The 18,803-nt window shown below is 41.0% G+C and carries 19 protein-coding genes; 12 read left to right on the top strand and 7 right to left on the bottom strand.

Translation table 11 applies throughout. The features are described 5' to 3' along the window. The first annotated feature begins 117 nt into the window (after nt 1–117). From AC2IOM_RS16125 to AC2IOM_RS16100, 6 genes are all read left to right on the top strand, one after another. Nucleotides 118–2,937: a TonB-dependent receptor domain-containing protein gene (locus tag AC2IOM_RS16125; protein WP_486360415.1), complete on the top strand. Its 2,820-nt coding sequence runs from the start codon at nt 118–120 to the stop codon at nt 2,935–2,937. Nucleotides 2,938–3,007: 70 nt separating this feature from the next. Further along, entirely contained in the window at nt 3,008–4,159 is a 1,152-nt protein-coding gene (locus tag AC2IOM_RS16120) for a M14 family metallopeptidase (protein ID WP_486360414.1), read from the top strand. Between the two features lie 8 nt (nt 4,160–4,167). Next, complete coding sequence (locus AC2IOM_RS16115; protein ID WP_486360413.1) at nt 4,168–5,709, top strand: N-acyl-D-amino-acid deacylase family protein; 1,542 nt, start codon at nt 4,168–4,170, stop codon at nt 5,707–5,709. 205 nt (nt 5,710–5,914) lie between these two features. Next, complete coding sequence (locus AC2IOM_RS16110) at nt 5,915–6,700, top strand: LytR/AlgR family response regulator transcription factor (protein WP_486360412.1); 786 nt, start codon at nt 5,915–5,917, stop codon at nt 6,698–6,700. Nucleotides 6,701–6,827: 127 nt separating this feature from the next. Then, entirely contained in the window at nt 6,828–7,367 is a 540-nt protein-coding gene (locus AC2IOM_RS16105; RefSeq protein WP_486360411.1) for a cytochrome b, read from the top strand. A 194-nt stretch (nt 7,368–7,561) separates the two neighbouring features. Further along, nucleotides 7,562–7,954, top strand: coding sequence for a DoxX-like family protein (locus tag AC2IOM_RS16100; RefSeq protein WP_486360410.1), 393 nt, complete (start codon nt 7,562–7,564; stop codon nt 7,952–7,954). 26 nt (nt 7,955–7,980) lie between these two features. Here AC2IOM_RS16100 and AC2IOM_RS16095 read toward each other — a convergent pair whose 3' ends face one another. The 3 genes from AC2IOM_RS16095 to AC2IOM_RS16085 are packed head-to-tail and all read right to left on the bottom strand — an operon-like array spanning nt 7,981 to nt 11,192. Further along, nucleotides 7,981–9,315, bottom strand: a complete 1,335-nt coding sequence (locus tag AC2IOM_RS16095) for a sigma-54-dependent transcriptional regulator (protein WP_010558926.1) — start codon at nt 9,313–9,315, stop codon at nt 7,981–7,983. Nucleotides 9,316–9,324: 9 nt separating this feature from the next. Beyond that, nucleotides 9,325–9,843: a hypothetical protein gene (locus tag AC2IOM_RS16090; RefSeq protein WP_486360409.1), complete on the bottom strand. Its 519-nt coding sequence runs from the start codon at nt 9,841–9,843 to the stop codon at nt 9,325–9,327. Then, on the bottom strand, nt 9,840–11,192 hold the full coding sequence (locus AC2IOM_RS16085; RefSeq protein WP_486360408.1) for a sensor histidine kinase: 1,353 nt from the start codon (nt 11,190–11,192) through the stop codon (nt 9,840–9,842). Before AC2IOM_RS16085 ends, AC2IOM_RS16090 begins: the two co-directional genes overlap by 4 nt. Before the next feature lie 350 nt (nt 11,193–11,542). Here AC2IOM_RS16085 and AC2IOM_RS16080 point away from each other — a divergent pair, with 350 nt between their 5' ends. The 6 genes from AC2IOM_RS16080 to phnW all read left to right on the top strand — a co-directional run bounded on the left by AC2IOM_RS16080 (nt 11,543) and on the right by phnW (nt 14,517). After that, nucleotides 11,543–11,764: an EF-hand domain-containing protein gene (locus AC2IOM_RS16080; protein ID WP_010558929.1), complete on the top strand. Its 222-nt coding sequence runs from the start codon at nt 11,543–11,545 to the stop codon at nt 11,762–11,764. 86 nt (nt 11,765–11,850) lie between these two features. Beyond that, nucleotides 11,851–12,063: an EF-hand domain-containing protein gene (locus tag AC2IOM_RS16075; RefSeq protein WP_010558930.1), complete on the top strand. Its 213-nt coding sequence runs from the start codon at nt 11,851–11,853 to the stop codon at nt 12,061–12,063. Between the two features lie 72 nt (nt 12,064–12,135). Beyond that, nucleotides 12,136–12,351: an EF-hand domain-containing protein gene (locus AC2IOM_RS16070; protein WP_010558931.1), complete on the top strand. Its 216-nt coding sequence runs from the start codon at nt 12,136–12,138 to the stop codon at nt 12,349–12,351. Nucleotides 12,352–12,461: 110 nt separating this feature from the next. Then, entirely contained in the window at nt 12,462–12,686 is a 225-nt protein-coding gene (locus AC2IOM_RS16065; protein ID WP_010558932.1) for an EF-hand domain-containing protein, read from the top strand. Nucleotides 12,687–12,837: 151 nt separating this feature from the next. Beyond that, complete coding sequence (gene ybaK / locus AC2IOM_RS16060; RefSeq protein WP_486360407.1) at nt 12,838–13,308, top strand: Cys-tRNA(Pro) deacylase; 471 nt, start codon at nt 12,838–12,840, stop codon at nt 13,306–13,308. Nucleotides 13,309–13,416: 108 nt separating this feature from the next. Further along, complete coding sequence (phnW, locus tag AC2IOM_RS16055) at nt 13,417–14,517, top strand: 2-aminoethylphosphonate--pyruvate transaminase (protein ID WP_486360406.1); 1,101 nt, start codon at nt 13,417–13,419, stop codon at nt 14,515–14,517. Nucleotides 14,518–14,572: 55 nt separating this feature from the next. On the opposite strand, the gene AC2IOM_RS16050 is transcribed toward phnW, so the two are convergent. The 4 genes from AC2IOM_RS16050 to phnX form a co-directional block, all read right to left on the bottom strand. Beyond that, nucleotides 14,573–15,685 carry a GGDEF domain-containing protein gene (locus AC2IOM_RS16050; RefSeq protein ID WP_486360405.1) on the bottom strand — a complete coding sequence of 371 codons (1,113 nt, stop codon included), beginning with the start codon at nt 15,683–15,685 and terminating at the stop codon, nt 14,573–14,575. A gap of 117 nt (nt 15,686–15,802) precedes the next feature. Then, on the bottom strand, nt 15,803–16,489 hold the full coding sequence (locus AC2IOM_RS16045) for a UTRA domain-containing protein (protein WP_486360404.1): 687 nt from the start codon (nt 16,487–16,489) through the stop codon (nt 15,803–15,805). A gap of 81 nt (nt 16,490–16,570) precedes the next feature. Continuing rightward, the gene (locus AC2IOM_RS16040; RefSeq protein WP_486360403.1) at nt 16,571–17,986 is read right to left on the bottom strand and encodes an FAD-dependent oxidoreductase; all 1,416 of its coding nucleotides are present in this window, start codon (nt 17,984–17,986) and stop codon (nt 16,571–16,573) included. Then, the gene (gene phnX / locus AC2IOM_RS16035; protein ID WP_486360402.1) at nt 17,986–18,795 is read right to left on the bottom strand and encodes a phosphonoacetaldehyde hydrolase; all 810 of its coding nucleotides are present in this window, start codon (nt 18,793–18,795) and stop codon (nt 17,986–17,988) included. Before phnX ends, AC2IOM_RS16040 begins: the two co-directional genes overlap by 1 nt. Between the last annotated feature and the right edge of the window lie 8 nt (nt 18,796–18,803).

The following is an 18,803-nucleotide window of genomic DNA, read 5'->3' as shown; positions in this document are numbered from 1 at the left end:
GGGGTGGTAAAAAACTATAAGTTGTTATTTTGAAGCCCATCTGTAACTTTTGTTATTCAGAAATGAACAGCTAACCCTGTTTGGTAGCGTCACTATAACAATAAATGGTAATTCATTATGAACAACACGGGCAAAACCAGATTTCAGCTAAGTGCAATGGCACTGGCTGTGATAACCAGCATAACAGCAAACGCAAATGAGCAAACGACAAAAGACACTGAAATAGAACGTGTCGAAGTACTTGGGTCAAATATCAAACGTGCTCAAGTGACAGATACCTTACCGATTACAGTAATGAGCAGTGACGATATCGCAGCAACAGGGGCGGCAACCGGTGAAGAGTTGTTACGTTCAATTCCACAAATCGGTGAAATGGCGTTTAATAACGAACGTGCTATTGGTGGTGTAAACGATGCACGTGGCGATGTATCGTCAATTAACTTACGTGGCTTAGGTACTGGTAATACACTTACCTTATTAAATGGTCGTCGTTTAGTGTTACACCCAGGCACGCAAACTGAAAACTTTGTTCCAGTGTCAACGGTTAATGCAAACACCTTACCGGTAAGTGGTTTAAAGCGTGTTGAAGTTTTACGTGATGGTGCTGCGGCAATTTATGGCTCAGATGCCGTGGCGGGTGTTGTGAACTATGTATTAAAAGATGATTATGAAGGCTCACGTATCAGTGTAAACCACGGTACGTCACAAGGTACAGAGCTTAGTCAAACAAGTATCTCTGGTGCAACAGGGTTATCGTTTAATGATGACAAAACCCACCTAACAATGAGCTTAAGCCTATATGACAGAAAAGGCATGCCCGCGTCGGACAGAGATTATGCGGCTTCGCAAGACCGCAGAGAATACGCAGGGTTACCTGAAGATTATATTGGCGATACGCAACTTGATAATCGTTCAACCTCATCACCTTGGGGCGAATTTTCAACAGATACGCTAAAAACATTTCATATTCAACCAAATACAATGTCAGGCTGTGTTGTTGAGTTAGGTGACGGTTTATGTGCTGATAAGGGCAGTTTGTCGCGCGACATGCGTTATGATCGTGCACTTGAGCAAAGCATGACCTCTGACGTGCAACGTGCAAACTTTTACGGCTATTTAAATCACGACTTGGATAACGACATCACATTATTTGGCGAAGCCATTTATTACCATGCAGAAACTCAGCGCTGGCGTGAACAAGCTGGCAATTTAACCGCACAACGCTTTACTATCAGCCCTGATGCGTATTACAACCCGTTCGGTGAAACAGTGACAATGCGCCGTTACCGCCCAGTTGATACAGGATTGCGAGACATTCAGGTTAAAGATACAAGCTTTCGGGTGTTAACAGGTTTGTCTGGTTATTATCAGGATTGGGATTGGGAAAGTGCGGTACTGTACAGCGAAGCGAAAACCCATGATAAAACTTACAACCGTATTGATGCGAATGCCTTTTTTGACGCGGTAAATAGTACAGATGCAGCGACAGCATATAACATTTTTAATGGTGCAGACCCAGCAAACTTAAACTCAGGTGATGCAACACCTAATTCACAAGCTGTGATTGATCAGTTTTTAGTAAATATTGACCGAGAAAGTAAAACATCTCTGGCACTTATGGACTTTAAAGTTTCAAACGCTGCGCTATTTGAATTAGGCGATGGCGAAGTGGGAATGGCCAGTGGTGTAGAATTTCGCCGTGAAACCTATTCAGATGATCGTGACCCCTTGTTAGATGGTAGTAAAGCGTTTTTTGATAAAAATAGCGGCGAAATGTTGTCTGAAAGTGGTGTGTTAGGCTCTAGCAATACCCCAGACTCAAATGGCTCACGCAATGTGTTTTCAGCCTATGTTGAATTTGTAGCACCATTATTAATGGATAGAGCGTTTGCCAAAAATTTAGAGCTTCAACTTGCTGCGCGTTATGAAAACTTTTCTGATGTGGGATCAGTGACCAAACCTAAAGTGGCATTGAGCTGGATGCCAAGCGATTGGTTACAGGTACGTGCCGCCTATGCCGAAGGGTTTAGAGCGCCAAACTTACCACAGGTTGTTGAACAAGGAATTTCACGTTCAAATACGCGCTACGACCCGATTACCGACAGTTCTTATGGCATAACAGAAATTCGCGGTGGTAACAAAAACTTAAAACCTGAGGACGATACTAATACATCGTTTGGTTTAGTACTTATGCCATTTGATAACATCACTGTGACTGCCGACTGGTGGAATATCGAACAAGATGGTGTGGTAGGTATTTTAAACAGTCAAACGCACTTACTCTATGATTCATTATTGCGCTCGCAAGGTGGCAGTAATGCAAATGTTATTCGCGGTGATGACAATGAAGTGATCCATGTTAATAATCAATATGACAACTTAAGCCCAAGAGAAATTGAAGGCGTTGATTTTAGTGTTTTTTATGACCTAAAAACCGACTTTGGTAATTTTGATTTTAAGGTGAACGCAGCGCGCTTAATTCGTTTCGAACAACAACCTGATGACATTACAGCGCAAGTGCTAGCGGCGCAGCAAGCTGGCGATCCAGCCGTACCAGAATCTATTGTGATTACGGGCGCTGGCGATTTAATCCAGCAAAATGGCCGACCTGAGTGGCGCGCATATGCGTCAATGCGTTTTAAGCGCGACCAGTGGTCAGTTGGTACCACTGCAAACTATGTAAGTGATTTTTACGATACTAGCATTACCACATCAGATGGTGAGCCTTTGCCAATAGATAGTTTTACGACCATAAATTTATACGGCGACTATCGTTTTAAAGACGCAGGTTGGTTATCTAAAACGCGTATACGTGTTGGCGTTCGTAACATTGCTGACGAGAAGCCACCGATTGCGGATGAAAGCTTTGGTTACTTCTCAAGTGTGCATTCTAACCGAGGCCGTTATTTCTATTTTGATATCAGCAAATCGTTTTAATTCTGAAACGTGATGTAAGCAACCAGCGGCATAAACAATGCCGCTATTTCTCGTATTCTTAAGGCACATTATGTTATTTCATAAACACCTCTTATCTGCATCGCTTTTATTCATTTGCTGCACGTTACACGCAAGCGTTAATTTTGATGGTAAAGCAAGCTGTCAAAGTGAGTCACTGTTGTTAACGACTGATTTTGAAAGTGCACGAGTGAATGATTGCAAAATCAATGGCAACCATGTCTCAATTAGCATTAAACCGGAAAATAAACCGATTAATGACAGCCCTTGGTACGCGTTTAAGTTAGAGGCAAAAACCGCAAGCGAAGTGACCGTTAGGGTGAAGTACTATGGTGGTAAACATCGTTATCATCCCAAGGCTAGTGTCGATGGTGTAAATTGGACCGCGCTACCGTACCGTATTAAAAACGGTGATTTAGTGTTCCAAGTGACACTTGGCGACACGCCATTGTTGGTTGCAGGACAAGAAATTGTGTCTAATCACGCGTATGAAAATTGGATGCAAAACATTAAAACGCGGTTTGAATTAACCTCAGTTTCTCTTGGCCAATCGGTTCAAGGACGCGCCATTACAGCGCTATTGAGTAAAGGGCAAAGCGACAAATATTTATTGGTGATAGGACGCCAGCACCCACCAGAAATTACCGGTGCTTTAGCGTATTTCCCATTTAGTGAAACCCTGCTAGAAAATTCAACTTTTAGGCAACACTACAATATTGTGTTTGTACCAAATATTAACCCTGATGGTGTAGCACTTGGTCATTGGCGACACAATGTTAACGGGGTTGACCTCAACCGCGATTGGAAACACTTTAAGCAACCTGAAACCGCGGCAATTAAGCAATATTTAGATACGATAGTTAAACGTGGCGGCAAGATAACCTACGGTGTTGATTTTCACTCAACACACCACGATGTGTTTTACACTATGCCGCAAGGCAAAGGCTTAACACCTGACGATACCACCGTTAATTGGCTTGAACGCTTAGCGCTTGCTGAACCAAATTTCACTGTGCTTGATAAGCCAGGACATAACCCAGGGCGCGGCGTATTTAAACAGTGGTTATCAGATACCTATGGTGTGCACGCCATTACATACGAAATGGGTGATAACACCAATCGTAAGGTGATTAAGCAAGTGGCAATTTCGGCAGCGAACACCTTGAGTGAAACCTTACTTAATCAGTCCAAAACAGCAAAATAGGAAACACCATGAAGTATCTACTATTAACATTGAGTGTGTTGAGTCTTAGTGTGTTTGCCAAGCCACAAATTGATTATGTGATCAGTAGCGAACGCGTATTCAATAGCGATAAAAAATCCTTTGAAGCCCTTGATATCTCAATTTGTGGAAAAACAATATGTGATATCGGCCAACGCTTTAAATACCGTTCTTTAGATGTAAATTATATTGATTACGGTAGTAAAGTGATTAGTCCAGGCTTTATTGACCCACATACGCACAGCTTGTCTGAACTGAAAAACGAAAAAACGAGCGCTAATTTGAACTACCTCACGCAAGGTGTCACCACAGTAATTAATGGTAACGATGGCAAAAGTCCGCTCTCAATTGCTAAAACTACAAAGCAGCTGTTATCGCACGGTATTGGTACAAATGTCGCATTTTTTATCGGCCATAATACAGTGCGCAATGCGGTAATGGGAAAAGAAGACCGTCAACCTAGTACGCGAGAAATGAATAAAATGAAAGCCCTTGTTGAGCGCAATATGCAAGCTGGCGCATTAGGTTTATCAACAGGGCTTTATTATTTACCGGGCACGTTTGCAACGACAGAAGAAGTGGTAACACTTGCTAAAGTCGCTGCTAATTACCAAGGCATTTATGAAACGCATTTACGAGACGAAAGTACTTTTAATATTGGCTTTTTAAACGCGGTAAAAGAAGCAATTCATGTAGCGGAGCAAGCCAAGATGCCATTGCATCTTGGTCATATTAAAGCGCTCGGCGTTGATGTATGGGGACAAGCAAATGATGCGATTGCACTTATTGAAGCGGCGCAGCAACGTGGCATAAAGATAACAGCCGATCAATATCCTTGGCTTGCATCAGGAACCTCAATCAGTGGCGCTGTTGTACCAAGCTGGGTGCGCGAAGGGGGTAAAAAAGCCACTATTAAGCGCTTAAAAGATAAACGTTTATATCAACAAATTTTTACTGAAATAAGTGAAAATATCCGTCGCCGTGGTGGGGCTGAACGCTTGCTTATTACCGTCACAGAGCAAAAGGGGATTACTGGTAAAACCCTCGCTGAGGTTGCAAAAGACCGTTCACTTACGCCTGCAGATACCGTGATTGAGTTGGCACAAGGTCCTGTTGTGAAAGTTGCATCGTTTAATATGTCGGAACAGGATGTTAATCACTTTATGGTTAAGCCGTGGGTTGTCACATCATCAGATGGAAGTAATGGTCACCCACGTAAATATGCGAGTTTTGCGAAAAAACTAACCACGTATGTGCTTGAGCAGCAGGTACTTAGTTTAGAAACGTTTATTTATCAAAGTACAACGGCCACAGCACATGCACTCAATATTTCAGATCGAGGTGCAATAAAACACGGGCTATCCGCTGATTTGATTGTGTTTGATCCTAAAGATGTAACGGTCAATGCCAGCTTTAAACAATGGAATGTATTGACCAGTGGATTTAACGATGTGTTTATAAATGGCCAGCATGTGATTAAAGCGGGCACGTTTACCGGCGCGCTAGCGGGCGAATTTATTAAGCCTCATTAATTGTAATCGGGGTTTACAGTAGGTGACACCTGCACAAGGCATCTACTGTAAACGCGATGCTCATTACTCAGCACATAAATATGAACTGCGTTTAAACCCTTGCATTGCTATTGCTATCGAATATATCTCTTTCGAAAATAGCATTTTACTCAGATAAGACCATTTCTTATGATTACACACTCGTTTTGCAAAGACAGGAATGGTTGTGCTCGCTAAAAAATTTCTTACCCTTAAAGATTATCAATTACTGACACTCGCATGGTTATTTATGCTGAGTTTGGTTTGTTTAAATTGTACCGTTCATAGTTTATTTATTGCAAAAACACGTGTTGATATTGCCTCGTCTATTGCGTGGTCATTGCAGAAATACGGTATTTGGTTACTGATAACGCCACTTATTTGTATGGGATTACAGGCGCAGTTTTCGTTTAAACGTATCTTATCAATAGGTGTAAGTGCGCTGCTTATTGTACTGTGCGTTAATACCAGTTTAGATATCTTGTTTGAGGGAATTAGATGGCAAGAAAGTGTGTTTTATAATTGGCATAAACACGTTTTTGCCTATGGCGGTATTGTTCTGGTGGTCTGGGCGAGAAAGCAGCTCTTTTCTGAATCGAGTACCGTAGAAAACTGCGCAAATTCAAGCGTTGTTGTAAGTGACGAAAAAGCACCATTGTCAGGCCAGTTAGTCACATCTGAATTGAGGTTAGCTTTTAGTGATATCTATTACGCTAAATCGTCCGGCAACTATATCGACATAGTGACAAAACATAAAACCTATTTACTGCGCATGACAATGAAAGAGCTTATCGCTTTATTACCAAGTGATTACTTTATTCGCACACACCGTTCTTACATTGTTAATTTAGTGCATACAGAACACATGCAAAACATTCGAGCAGGCAATGCCAATTTAGTACTTGCTAATGCGCAAAACGTACCTGTGAGCAAATCACAACGGCAACTTGTGAAACAGCTTTTAGCCCAGTAAATATAGGCTTTTGGGATGAATGGAGGCGTGCCGTTCATCCCAAAATAAGTGAATTTATCACAGCCAACTTTACCCCTGTTATTGTGCACTTTAACGTATGGCGCATTACATAATTGGAGTAATTAAAATGAATATACCGTCACTTAATCGTACCACTCGCTACTTTCATTGGTTGAGCGCGTTTATTATGTTGGGCCTGATCAGCGTAGGTTATTACATGGTGTATTGGGAGGTGTGGGCACTTTACCCAACGCATAAGTCTATTGGTGTGTTAGCTTTGCTAGTCGTACTTCCGCGTGCTTTGTATCGTCTTCAAAAAGGGTTGCTAACGCCTACATCAGCGGTGTCACACCATCAACAAAAGCTCATTGAAGCAGCCCACTGGGCGCTATTAGCCGGTACTATTATGATGCCTATAAGTGGTATGTTGTACTCAGGTTTTGGCGGTTACGGTATTGATATTTTTGGTTTTACATTGGTTGCCAGTAATTACATCGATTCTACTGCTGTTCCCTATAGCGAAACCATTTTCATTTTAGCTAAAGCAGCGCATTCGTATATTGCCTATTGTTTAACTGGATTGATTGCGTTGCATATTCTGGGTGCGTTTAAACATCACCTGTTGAGTAAAGATGTCACCTTATTGCGCATGCTTGGGCGCGCTTAAACTCATTTTTCGAAAAATGCTGTAAGGCTTGGGGCCAACACCCAAACGGCGCGTCGTTGTTTGGGTGTTTTTTATGGTTGTAATACATCGTAAGCGATTTAAATTGGTGTTTTTTGCAATCTTTAAAACGTTGCTGGGTGTTTTGATGTTAGGATGACGTCAATATTAATGCTGTAAATCAAGGACGAAACTCGGTGTCATCAGTTCAAATTGCTCGTTATATCGTGAGTTTTAGTTGGTTGTATCACGGAATTTTTCCAAAACTAGTGCATATTGCGCCACTTGAAAAATTAATGACGGCGAGTATCGGGTTTTCTGAAGAAGCCTCATACTTCATTACTAAAGCCGCAGGAGTTGGGGAAGTGTTGTTCGGTCTGCTTATTTTTGTTTATTATCGTTCAAAACTGCTTTTATATTTCAATATCTTAGCGTTATGTGGTTTATTACTGTTTGTTGCGATTTTACAGCCGTCGTTACTGATTGAAGCATTTAATCCAGTTACAACGAATATTGCGATAATTGGTTTAAGCCTCATTTTACTCGCAGACTTAAACCAATCCAAAAACGGTGATAACGCCCAAGTGTAACGGAACACTATTACGTAACTGTATGATCACTCATTATTAATTTCGTGTTTTTTCATTAATTTGTAAAAGTCGGAGCGGTTTCGTTGTGCCAGTTTTGCAGCTTCAGACACATTGCCACCAGACAGTGCTAACACCTTTTGAATATAGTCATATTCAAACTGACGTTTGGCTTCATTTAAACCAACAAAGGCGTTATGCGTTTCGTCTGAATCAGGCAATGCGTTTGCGACAACATCTTCGGTAATAATATTTCCAGCGCTAATGGCAATACAGTGTTCAACGATATTGTGCAGTTGACGCACATTACCCGGCCAATCGTAACTTAGCATTCGCGTGATACTTTGTGGATTAAATTGTTTGGCATCGTCGGTGAGTTTGGCTAAAAATCGCGTGGCAAGTAGGGGGATATCATCTAAGCGTTCTTTTAAGCTCGGTAAGGTAATTGAAACCACATTTAAGCGATAATACAAATCTTCACGGAATTGATTATCTTTGACCGCTTGCACAATATTTTTATGGCTTGCCGAGACCACACGAATATCTACTTCTTGTTCAACTTGACTGCCAACCGGACGAACTTTTTTCTCTTGTAATACCCGTAATAATTTAACTTGTAAATCAAGCGGCATATCGCCAATTTCATCTAAAAATAAGGTACCGCCGTTGGCCGCTTGCACTAAACCTTCTTTATCGCTCACTGCGCCTGTGAATGCCCCTTTTTTATGACCAAATAGCTCTGATTCAAGTAAGTGACCTGGCATTGCACCACAGTTAATAGCAATAAAAGGACCGTTGGCTTGATTACTGGCTAAGTGAATGGCTTTTGCTGCGACTTCTTTACCGCTACCGCTTTGACCTTGAATAAGGATATTAACCTTACTGTTTGCCAGCGCTTTTATTTGCTGCACTAATTGGTGCATTTTTTCACTTTGGTAAATGAGGCCATGAAAGTTATCTGGCTCAACACTGCTGTTTTGGCTTACTTTGCCGGCAAGCGTTTTTTCAATCACATCAAGCATTTGTTGGCTATCGATAGGTTTTGTTAAAAAGCTAACAAACCCTTGGTGCATGGCATCTACCGCATCGGGAATAGAGCCATGTGCCGTCATCATAATTACTGGCATGCCAGTGTAAAATTTTTTGATTTCTTGATTAAGAGCAAAGCCATCCATATTCGCCATTTTAAAATCGGTGATCACTAAATCAATGGCGGTTTGCTTTAACAGGGCAAGTGCTTGATTACCATTTTCAGCCACAGTGACATTATATCCGTTGCCTTCAAGGCGAATCGCAAGCAGTTCTGCAAGCGCAGTGTCATCGTCAACCAGTAATAAATTGGCAGCGCTAGCCAAATGTTTCATAGGTGTCCTTTATTGTGTTCTGTTTTCTGAAAGAGAGGTTTCAAGGCGTTGTTTTTCAATGTCGACTAGCTTTTGTTTAAGTTCAATTAATTGCCTTTGCAGCTCGAGCAATTGTTGCTCGTGTTTTTGAGCTTTTGAATCTGAATAAAAGTTAGTGATCTTTTGTTTTCGTAAGTTTTCCGTATGCCAAGTTAACGAATCAAACCAAACCACGTAATCATTTGGCCATAACGCGTTGGCTTTAATGTCCTCAATCAGTTTTAACTGTTTGTTGGTAGAGGTCGTTGTACAATATTCACCAATAAATGTTTGTAACGCCTCGTTTTCAAGAGTTGGGCGTGTTGGCGCTTGAGTACAATTTGCAAGCAAGGCGTTTATTACTGCGGTAATCGGTTGATGCGTTTGTTCTGCCGCTTTATTTGTTGTCGGCTGAGTGTGTTCACTGTTATTTTGCACAGGTGGTGTACTTGTACATGCGACAATAAGCAGTGCTGCACTTAAATGTGTAATTAGTTTAAATATCTTCATTGGCTTGGGAATGTAATTAGTATGTTTGCACCTGAGTCTGTTTCTTGCCATGTGATATCGCCTTTTAATTGATTGACGCATTCTGACACAATGGCAAGCCCTAACCCAGAACCTTGCTTGTTTTTATTGTGTTCGCTTTGGTAAAAAGGCTGAAAAAGTAAGTGTGCTTCTTCTTGATTAATGCCTGGTCCGTCGTCCGCCACGTTAAGTTCAATGGTATTATGATTTTGTCTAATGTAAATATCTACTGTGCTCGTCGCATGATTTAGCGCATTGCTGACTAGTTGCGTAAGGATCAATTTACACGGTAAGTGAGGTACCTTATTTGTAGCGCTAATGTGCCAACATATAGCGACGTCCTTATTCGCAATAGTATCACTTAAGTGACGGTTAATTTCTTCTTCAAGTGTGTTGAAAGAGGTGACCTGTTGTAATCCGTCAGGGTGGCTGGCTGCACTGTAATTAAGTAAATCATCAATCATGCGCGCAAGCTTTTCGACCGATTGTTGCATTATGGTTAGAATTCTACCTTGTTTATCACTTACCTCGCCAAGTAAACCGCTGTTTAATAAGCTGCTGCCTTCATTAATTGAGGCTAGCGGTGTTTTCAGTTCGTGTGTGACATGACGTAAAAAGGTTTCCTTTTGTTGTTGCACGCGTTTTAGTGCCAAGCGAAGCCAGTCAAGTCGCCTACCAAGTTGTTGCAGCTCATGGCTACCTGATAATTTTATCGGCTGATCTAACTGCCCCTTACCTACATCAGATAACACGGTTTCAACCTGATTGAGTTGACGACAAATGCGAAAGATTAAAAACGAACTAATAATCACTAATATCGGCAGTAACACAATAAGGCCAACAACAAACTCGGTTTGTAACGACTTAAACTGTTCATTTTTATTTGCTAGGCGGGTATCTAGTGTGTCATCAAAATTGGCATCAAGTTGTTTAAGTTGCGCCACCAGTTGCGCAAATTCGTCAGCGCTTTTTGGGTCTAATAATGTCGCTTGTTGCAATTTAGCAACAAAATCACTTTTCGCGAGTTTTAATTTTAGTAATTCGATGCGATTTTGCGTGGTTTGCCATTTTTGTTCGATACTAATTTGTAATTGTTCACTCTTTAACAGTTGGTTGTTTTTGAGCGCCTTTTCAATGCCATTTACGTCTGCTTTTATATAATTGTATTCGAGTATAAGCTCCTGATTTTCATCATAAATACTAAGCGTTTCTTGCTGGTGTTTCGAGATGCTGGTGGCATACCACAGTGTAAGCAATACGATCGGAAGTACACCCACTAACATGGCAACTAGCGCTTGTTTTTGTAACGACTGAGAAAAAAATTGTTTCACTAAAAAAAACCTTTGCAAATACAGGCTGAACCGAACAGCTTTTGCTCGATTAAAAGTAGAAATTAAATTAGTTGTTGCAAAATTGCGACAATGTAACCAGTTGTTTTATATAGATAAAAATATGATGGCTGTTTTGTTGTTGCAATTTAGCAACAAATAAACAGCTTATTTTCGAGCGAAATACCTCTAAAATATCCTATCTATTTGTTTTATATGCTTTTTTTAAAGTTGGCATTATGTTTGTAATAGTCTTAGCGACAATGCGAAAGCATAAAACGAGACTAGCTTAACAAATGTATTTTGCGTTAAGCAAAAATTTAACAGACATCCAAATATAGGGAGAAATACCCATGAAGATTAGAGCAATTGCATATTTAACAGCAGTACTTGGTGTAGCAGCATTTAATACACAAGCAAACACATTATTTGATGAGCTTGACCTTAATAAAGATGGCTTCATTTCTGAAGTAGAAGCAGCTGCAAACAGCAAAGTAGCTGAAGTGTTTCAAGAGTTAGACACAAACGAAGATGCGCAAATCAGCAAAGACGAATTTGCAGCATTTGAAGGCTAATAAACGCCTTACCACTTAATAATAGGGAAGTGCGCTACTTTCCAATCAGTTTAGATATTCAAAGTTAAAATGAAAGGAAGTTCCAAATGAAAAAATTAGTAATGTCAGTATTTGTTATCGCAAGTTCATTCTCAGCAGTTGCAGCGGACGATTTCGCAACACTTGATAGCGATAGCAATGGTGCAATCAGCCAGCAGGAAGCGGCACAAAATGAAGCACTTTCAGAGCAATTTAAAACACTGGATGTTGATGGTAACGGCGAGCTAAGCAAAGACGAGTTTGCAGCATTTAAAGGCTAATCCGTACCAAGGGAAGTGCGCTACTTTCCAACGTTAAGTAACAAACCCAAAGTAAAGATGAAGGAATTTAAAATGAAAAAATTAGTAATGTCAGTATTTGTTATCGCAAGTTCATTCTCAGTAGTTGCAGCGGACGATTTCGCAACACTTGATACAGACGGTAACGGCTCTATCAGCAAAGACGAAGCAATGCAAAACGTATCGCTAGTTCACCAATTTGCTGACTTAGATGTAGACAACAGTGGCGAGTTAAGCAAAGAGGAATTTTCGAAGTTTAAAGCGTCATAGGTTTAAAGCTTCTTAAATATCCCGTTTTACAGTTGGGCTCACTTAACTCCTTGTCAATCAGTATGCCGAGTGAGTCCAACTTTTTTTATTAAATCAAGTAGTGAAGTGAAATGAAAAAAGCCTTAGTTATCGCAATCTCAATGTATGTAATGTTATTTGCCACCGTAAAAGCCGTTGCAGATGAAGAGTTTGCTTTGTTCGATTCTGACAACAGCGGTACCATCAGCGTAGACGAGGCGAAACGCAATCACGCACTACTTGAACAATTTACACATTTAGACCGTGATAATAATGGCGAATTAAGTCCACAAGAATTCGCCAGATTCACTGGATAACCCCGTATCAACCCTCCCTAGTGCGACCTGAACTATTTTTTGTTGGACATGAATACTTTTAAGGTCGCACTATTTTCACATTAAAAGTGCTTTTGCTTTTGAATTGGCTTATGTAAGCTGCTTATAACATCTTAGTTTTATGAGCAAAATCATGACGCCAGCAATTAAAACAGCAGAAAAAGCGAAGATAGATTTCTCCGTACACCAGTATGAACACGACAGCAGTGTTGCATCTTTCGGGTTAGAAGCCAGTGAAAAGCTTGGCGTATCTGCGGCCACTGTGTTTAAAACGCTGGTAGCAAGCTTAGATAATGGCGAGCTGGTTGTCGCGATTATTCCTGTCGACCAAAAGTTAAATCTAAAAGCTGTGGCCAAGGCGAGTAAAGCAAAAAAAGCCAAAATGGCCAAACCGCTCGATGTTGAGCGTTCAACCGGTTATGTACTTGGCGGCGTAAGCCCACTTGGACAAAAGAAACGTCTTAAAACCCTGCTTGATGACTCTGCTAAAGCACAATCCACTATTTATGTGAGCGCCGGTCGTCGCGGTTTGGAGATTGAACTTCAACCAAGTGATCTTTTATCACTGACTAATGGGCAGTTTGTACCACTAAAAGCCGAATAACTCCTATCTAAGGTTTATCCCGAACCGTTATTTGTCATTGAAGTTTCATAATTCGAGGTCATTTTTATGCTTAAATGATCTGGACTATACCAGATTGGAAAAGATGAAATGAATGAATACTTGTTATTGACGCCGGGCCCACTCTCAACCAGTAATACAGTAAAGCAAGCAATGCTTAAAGATTGGTGTACCTGGGATGACGACTATAACATTGAGGTTGTAGAGGCGATCCGTGCAAAACTCACGGCACTTGCGAGTAACACTCACGATTATACCAGTGTATTAATGCAAGGCAGTGGTACGGCAAGCGTTGAGTCAGCACTTGGCAGTTTAATTAAAAACACTGATAAACTGCTTATCATTAATAATGGCGCTTATGGTAAGCGCATCGCTGAAATTGCAAATTACTTAAATATTAATGCGCAGGTAGTAAATTTAAATGAAACCCAGTTACCAAATATGGCTGAGGTTGAAGAGCAGTTACAAACACACAGTGATATTACTCACATAGCCATGGTGCACTGTGAAACAACCACAGGTATGCTTAACCCCGTTGCTGAAATGGGCGCGCTTGCTAAAAAGTACCAAAAAACCTTTATATTAGATGCAATGAGCAGCTTTGGTGGTATTGAGCTTGATATGGCTGAACTTAACATAGATGTGCTTATAAGCTCTGCTAATAAATGTATTCAAGGTGTACCGGGGTTTGGGTTTGTGATTGTTAAAAAGGCAATTATTGAGCAATGCCAAGGCATTGCACGCTCGCTTAGCTTAGATTTGTACGCGCAGTGGAAAACCATGGAAGATCATAACGGTAAGTGGCGTTTCACGTCGCCGACTCATGTGGTAAGAGCTTTCTATCAGGCGCTTTTGGAATTAGAAGAGGAAGGCGGTGTTAAAGCGCGCTATAACCGTTACAAAGAAAATCAACAGCGTTTAGTTGATGGTATGCACGCACTTGGATTTGAGACCTTGCTAGCGAAAGAGCTGCATTCGCCGATTATCACCTCGTTCTATTCACCAACCAGTAATAAATACAATTTTGCTTTGTTTTACAGTGCGTTAAAAGAGCAAGGGTTTGTAATTTATCCGGGTAAAGTATCAGATGCTGATTGTTTTCGCATTGGTAATATTGGCGAAATTTACCCTGATGATATAACGCGATTACTTAGTGCAATAAAGCGCAGCCGATTTTGGTTAGAAGCTTAAGATAAAATTGTCGATAAGCTAAAGGTGATAACTAAGGTTATTGCCTTTTGTTTTGTTAGTTAATCGTTGTTTGGTTACGTCCAGCTTGTTTAGACTGATACAAGGCTTTATCAGCTTGTGCAATATTATCATCCAAAGACACGGTTTCATTAAACTGTGTTAATCCAACACTGATGGTTAATGGCCCGTAGGCTTTATCTTTTGAGTGTTCCGTCACCGAACCACGAATGCGTTCGGCAATTTGAAAGCCAAGATTACTGTCAGTATTGGTTAAAAAAATAAAAAACTCTTCACCGCCATAACGGCAACTAATGTCGTATTCACGTGTGCAGTGTTGTATTTGCTGTGCCACAAGCTTAATTGCATCATCTCCCTGTTGATGCCCATGCTGATCATTTACTTGTTTAAAGTGATCAATATCTAACATAAGTACAGCGCAAGCTTGTTTATTACGTTTTGCGAGCGCCAGCTGGTTGTTAACTAAATCATAAACAGAAGTCCGATTATATAAACCGGTGAGTGCGTCTTGCGTGGCGAGCGTTTTGTATTTCAGCGTAAGGTTTATTAATTGGCTGGTAAAAATAAATACCGTTAATACTAATATTAACGATGAAAAATAAACCAGCGGATAATAGAAATCAGATGCGTAATACTCAATTCGACTAATGTTATGAGGAATACTATTTAATTCGTAAAATATAACCAGCAAAGACACAGCGATAAATATGGCTAAGCCTTTATCTGCTTGGTTTAAATTTTTAGTACGAACAAGGCTAACAAACGCAAGCAGAATGCAAAATGCCGAAAAAGACATGGTGTAATGAACGTGGTTTGCAACAAATAATATCGACGCTGAAAACGCAATAAATGCTGCGATTAATAATTTACAAAGCCATTCGCTATGGCCTTTTTTACAAATGGTTAAACCAAAAAAGAGCGATGTTAAGCTCCCCAATAAGTCTTCAATGTACCAACCTGTATTGCCAATCTCTAAGGTCGATTTATTAAGAAAGTAAAAGAACAGTAACGAGCTAATAAAGTAACCAAAAAGGTAGGGGGTTTCTTTGTTGTCTTTCATTACCGAGCGCAAAATAAATAGCGCGAAGATACAGGCGATGATCTCTATGGTGGTGCTAACACCCACTGCTTCTTGGTAACTGATACTCATTAACTCTGCCGCTTAGCAACTTATGCTTTGAGTTTAGTAAAAATCCAACAGAGTTAAAATGTTAGCGGTTAAATTTAGAGTAAAAGTGATAAAAAGTGAATGCTAGTGTTTTACCTATTATTGACCAATTACAATCATTTCAATGGCATCGTGTAACCAGTATTCAATATTGTAATCGATTAAAATACCACTTGTTTCGTAACGCTGACGAATCACTTTTAAACACGGCGCACCGCTATTTTTTTCAAGGCTTTTGGCAACATCATCGGGCAGTACTGTAACACTTATAACGCATTCTTCGTTGTTAATATCCACATGATAATGAGAGGTCATAATCGTGGTGATTGAGCCATTGAGCGGTTGTGATTCTAAATCATCAAAACGGCTGGCATCGCAGTTAATCTGCTCAAACATAATTGGTCGGCCATCAAGGCTGCGAACACGTTCGATTTTATATAACGTATCCCCACTAAAGTGCTGGTTAAGCGACACATTTTCTTGCTTCTCGATACTCAACACATGGGTGTTTGGCGTAAAGCCTTGCTCTTGCGCTAATTGATAAAAATTAACCTTAGTTGCAGGTCGCCACTTAAGTTTATTGGGTGTCACAAACCAGCCGCGACGTTTTTGGCTGTAAATTAAGCCTTGTGCTTCGAGGCGGTTTAATGCTTCACGCACAGTAATACGCGTAGAATTAAAGTGTTCTTGCAGCGTGCGCTCCGATGGCAGTTTATCACCAATAGCAAGTTCACCATTGGCGATATGTGTTTGAATATACTTTTGTATTTTTTGATATAGCAACATAGAAAGCGGCTTTTAGAATCTGCAGAAAACGAGGCCTATGCTATTAGGCCTAAGAAATATGTCAAGCATATGAATCGCGCGTTAATTTGTATCGGCCTTTGCAGCAGCACCGGAAAGCTTAGCTAAGTAATTATCGAGTTTAGATGGTGCTTCTTTGTTATCCTCCGCGCGCTCTTTTCGCCTGATGCCGTTACGAATGACATAAGCGCCAAGTGTGCGAAAGGGCTCGATTGGAAAACGTTCAAGGTTTTGGTTTACAAGGCCACACTTTCGCCATTCATCGTGCGTATTTATTAGCATAGACGCGAGAATTTGCCCGCCTAAATACGATTGCACCACACCATTACCCGAGTAACCTGCTGCAACCACTACATTTTTATCGCTCTCTTGGAAAAATGGAAAGCCGCTTACGCTGCGATCTGATGGACCTGTCCAGGTGCGCTCAATTTCAAAGCCATGATCGCCAAAGAAATAATTAAGTGAGTGTTGTAACTCAGTTTGATATTGGCTGGGGGCGTTGAATTTATTACTCATCTGATTGGCAAAACTAAAATAGTTACCGCCTTTACCGAGCATTAAACGGCCATCGGATGTTGTGCGGTAATAATTCACAAAAATACGCGAATCGATAACTGCTGCCCCATGGTTAAGATTAAGTGCTTTTAGCCTTTCAGGCATCGGCTTAGTAATCACCATATCGGATGATACCAACACAACATTTCGCGAAAATTGCGGCATTAACTCTGGTAACCAGGCGTTGACGGCAAATAACAATTTTTCAGTTTTAAGGCTTTTTATTGACTGGCTTTTATCGCTATAACAAACGCTAATAGTCTGGTTTTGTGGTGCGTTTACCTTTCTGTGGGAAACATAACGGGTAGATTCACTTATCACTATGCCCATTTTTATGGCAACACGGCGTAGTCCGCGAACCAGCTTGGCCGGTTGCACGCTGCCAGCGTGAGGTGAAAAGACCGCGTGTTGATTCTGACGTGAGCCCGTGTGTTTCAGCTGCTCTTTATTTACAACTTGCCATTGATTAAGCGAAACAGCGTCTAGGGCATTAAGACAGGGTGTAAGCACATCTAGCTGCGCAGTATTGGATGCAGTGATATAACAGCCATCGATACGTAAATCACAGTCAATATTATGCTCTTTGGCAAATTTGGATATTGCATGAACGGCGTTTTCAGATTGTTGCACTAGCCACTTGGCCTGTGACTCACCAAAGCGTTTTTTCAAACTTAAATACTTGGTTGACCACGTTAACATGGCACCGCCATTTCGACCCGAAGCCCCTTGGCCACATAAATCTTTTTCAAGGATCACAATACGTGTGTTTGGCTCGCGTTGTTTAATGGTGATTGCTGTCCAAAGTCCGGTAAATCCGCCACCAATAATTGCAATGTCGTAAGGGTTTTCATCAATACCAGCTGAAGAAACAGAGGTTGTTTCTTCAGCCATTGCTTGATCAAACCAAAAGGGTTGATACGTCATTAAGGGCGTTCGCCTCTTGCTAAGCGTGCATTAATCTCAAAAAGAACCGGTTCAATATCGGCTAAGCTATTAATCACGAAATGAGCACCTGCGCTTGATAATTGGGCATATGCTTCGCGTGTTAAATTAGTTTGGTCACTTGCTGATAATGCTTGCCATTCTTCTTCACTTTTGCCTACAGCATTGCCCGTGAGTGCAACACCCACTGTCCACATGCCTGCATTTAATCCCTCTAAAATACCGGGAACTGAGTCATCGACCTTTACACAGTGATTGACTGAATTAATTGCCAGCTTGTTAACATTTTCCAATGCCATCCAAGGACCGGGGCGAGAGCCCGCTGTTAACTCGTCACTTGCCACGCAGTAATCTGGGCGATAGCCGTGCTCAGCTGCGGCAATTTCAAGTTCGGTCATTACTTCGCGCGGGTAGCCTGAACAGCTACCGATTTTAATTCCTTTTGCTTGTAAGCGTTGGATCACGGGTAGCACCCCTTCGATAGGTGCTGAACGATCCGCAACTTTGGCTTTTTGCAGCGGCATAAAGGTTTGATAAATATGGTCAACTTGCTCGGTGGTCATTGACTTACCAAACTGTTCACACCAACGGCGATTAACACTGTCGAGTTTGCCAAGTGATTCGATATGATCCCATTTACCCATACCCATTGGAATTCGTGCTTCTTCGAGCGTGATGTCAAAATCATAGGCTGATTTAAACGCTTCAACAAAGATGGTAGTGGGTGCAATTGAGCCATAGTCAACAACGGTGCCTGCCCAGTCGAGAATAAGTGCTTCTACTTGTTTCATAAATAGTC

This window comes from Pseudoalteromonas sp. NS-SX12, from assembly GCF_057367955.1.
The sequence above is the reverse complement of the archived record's forward strand: the minus strand, read 5'-3'. Positions and strand labels throughout refer to the sequence as shown.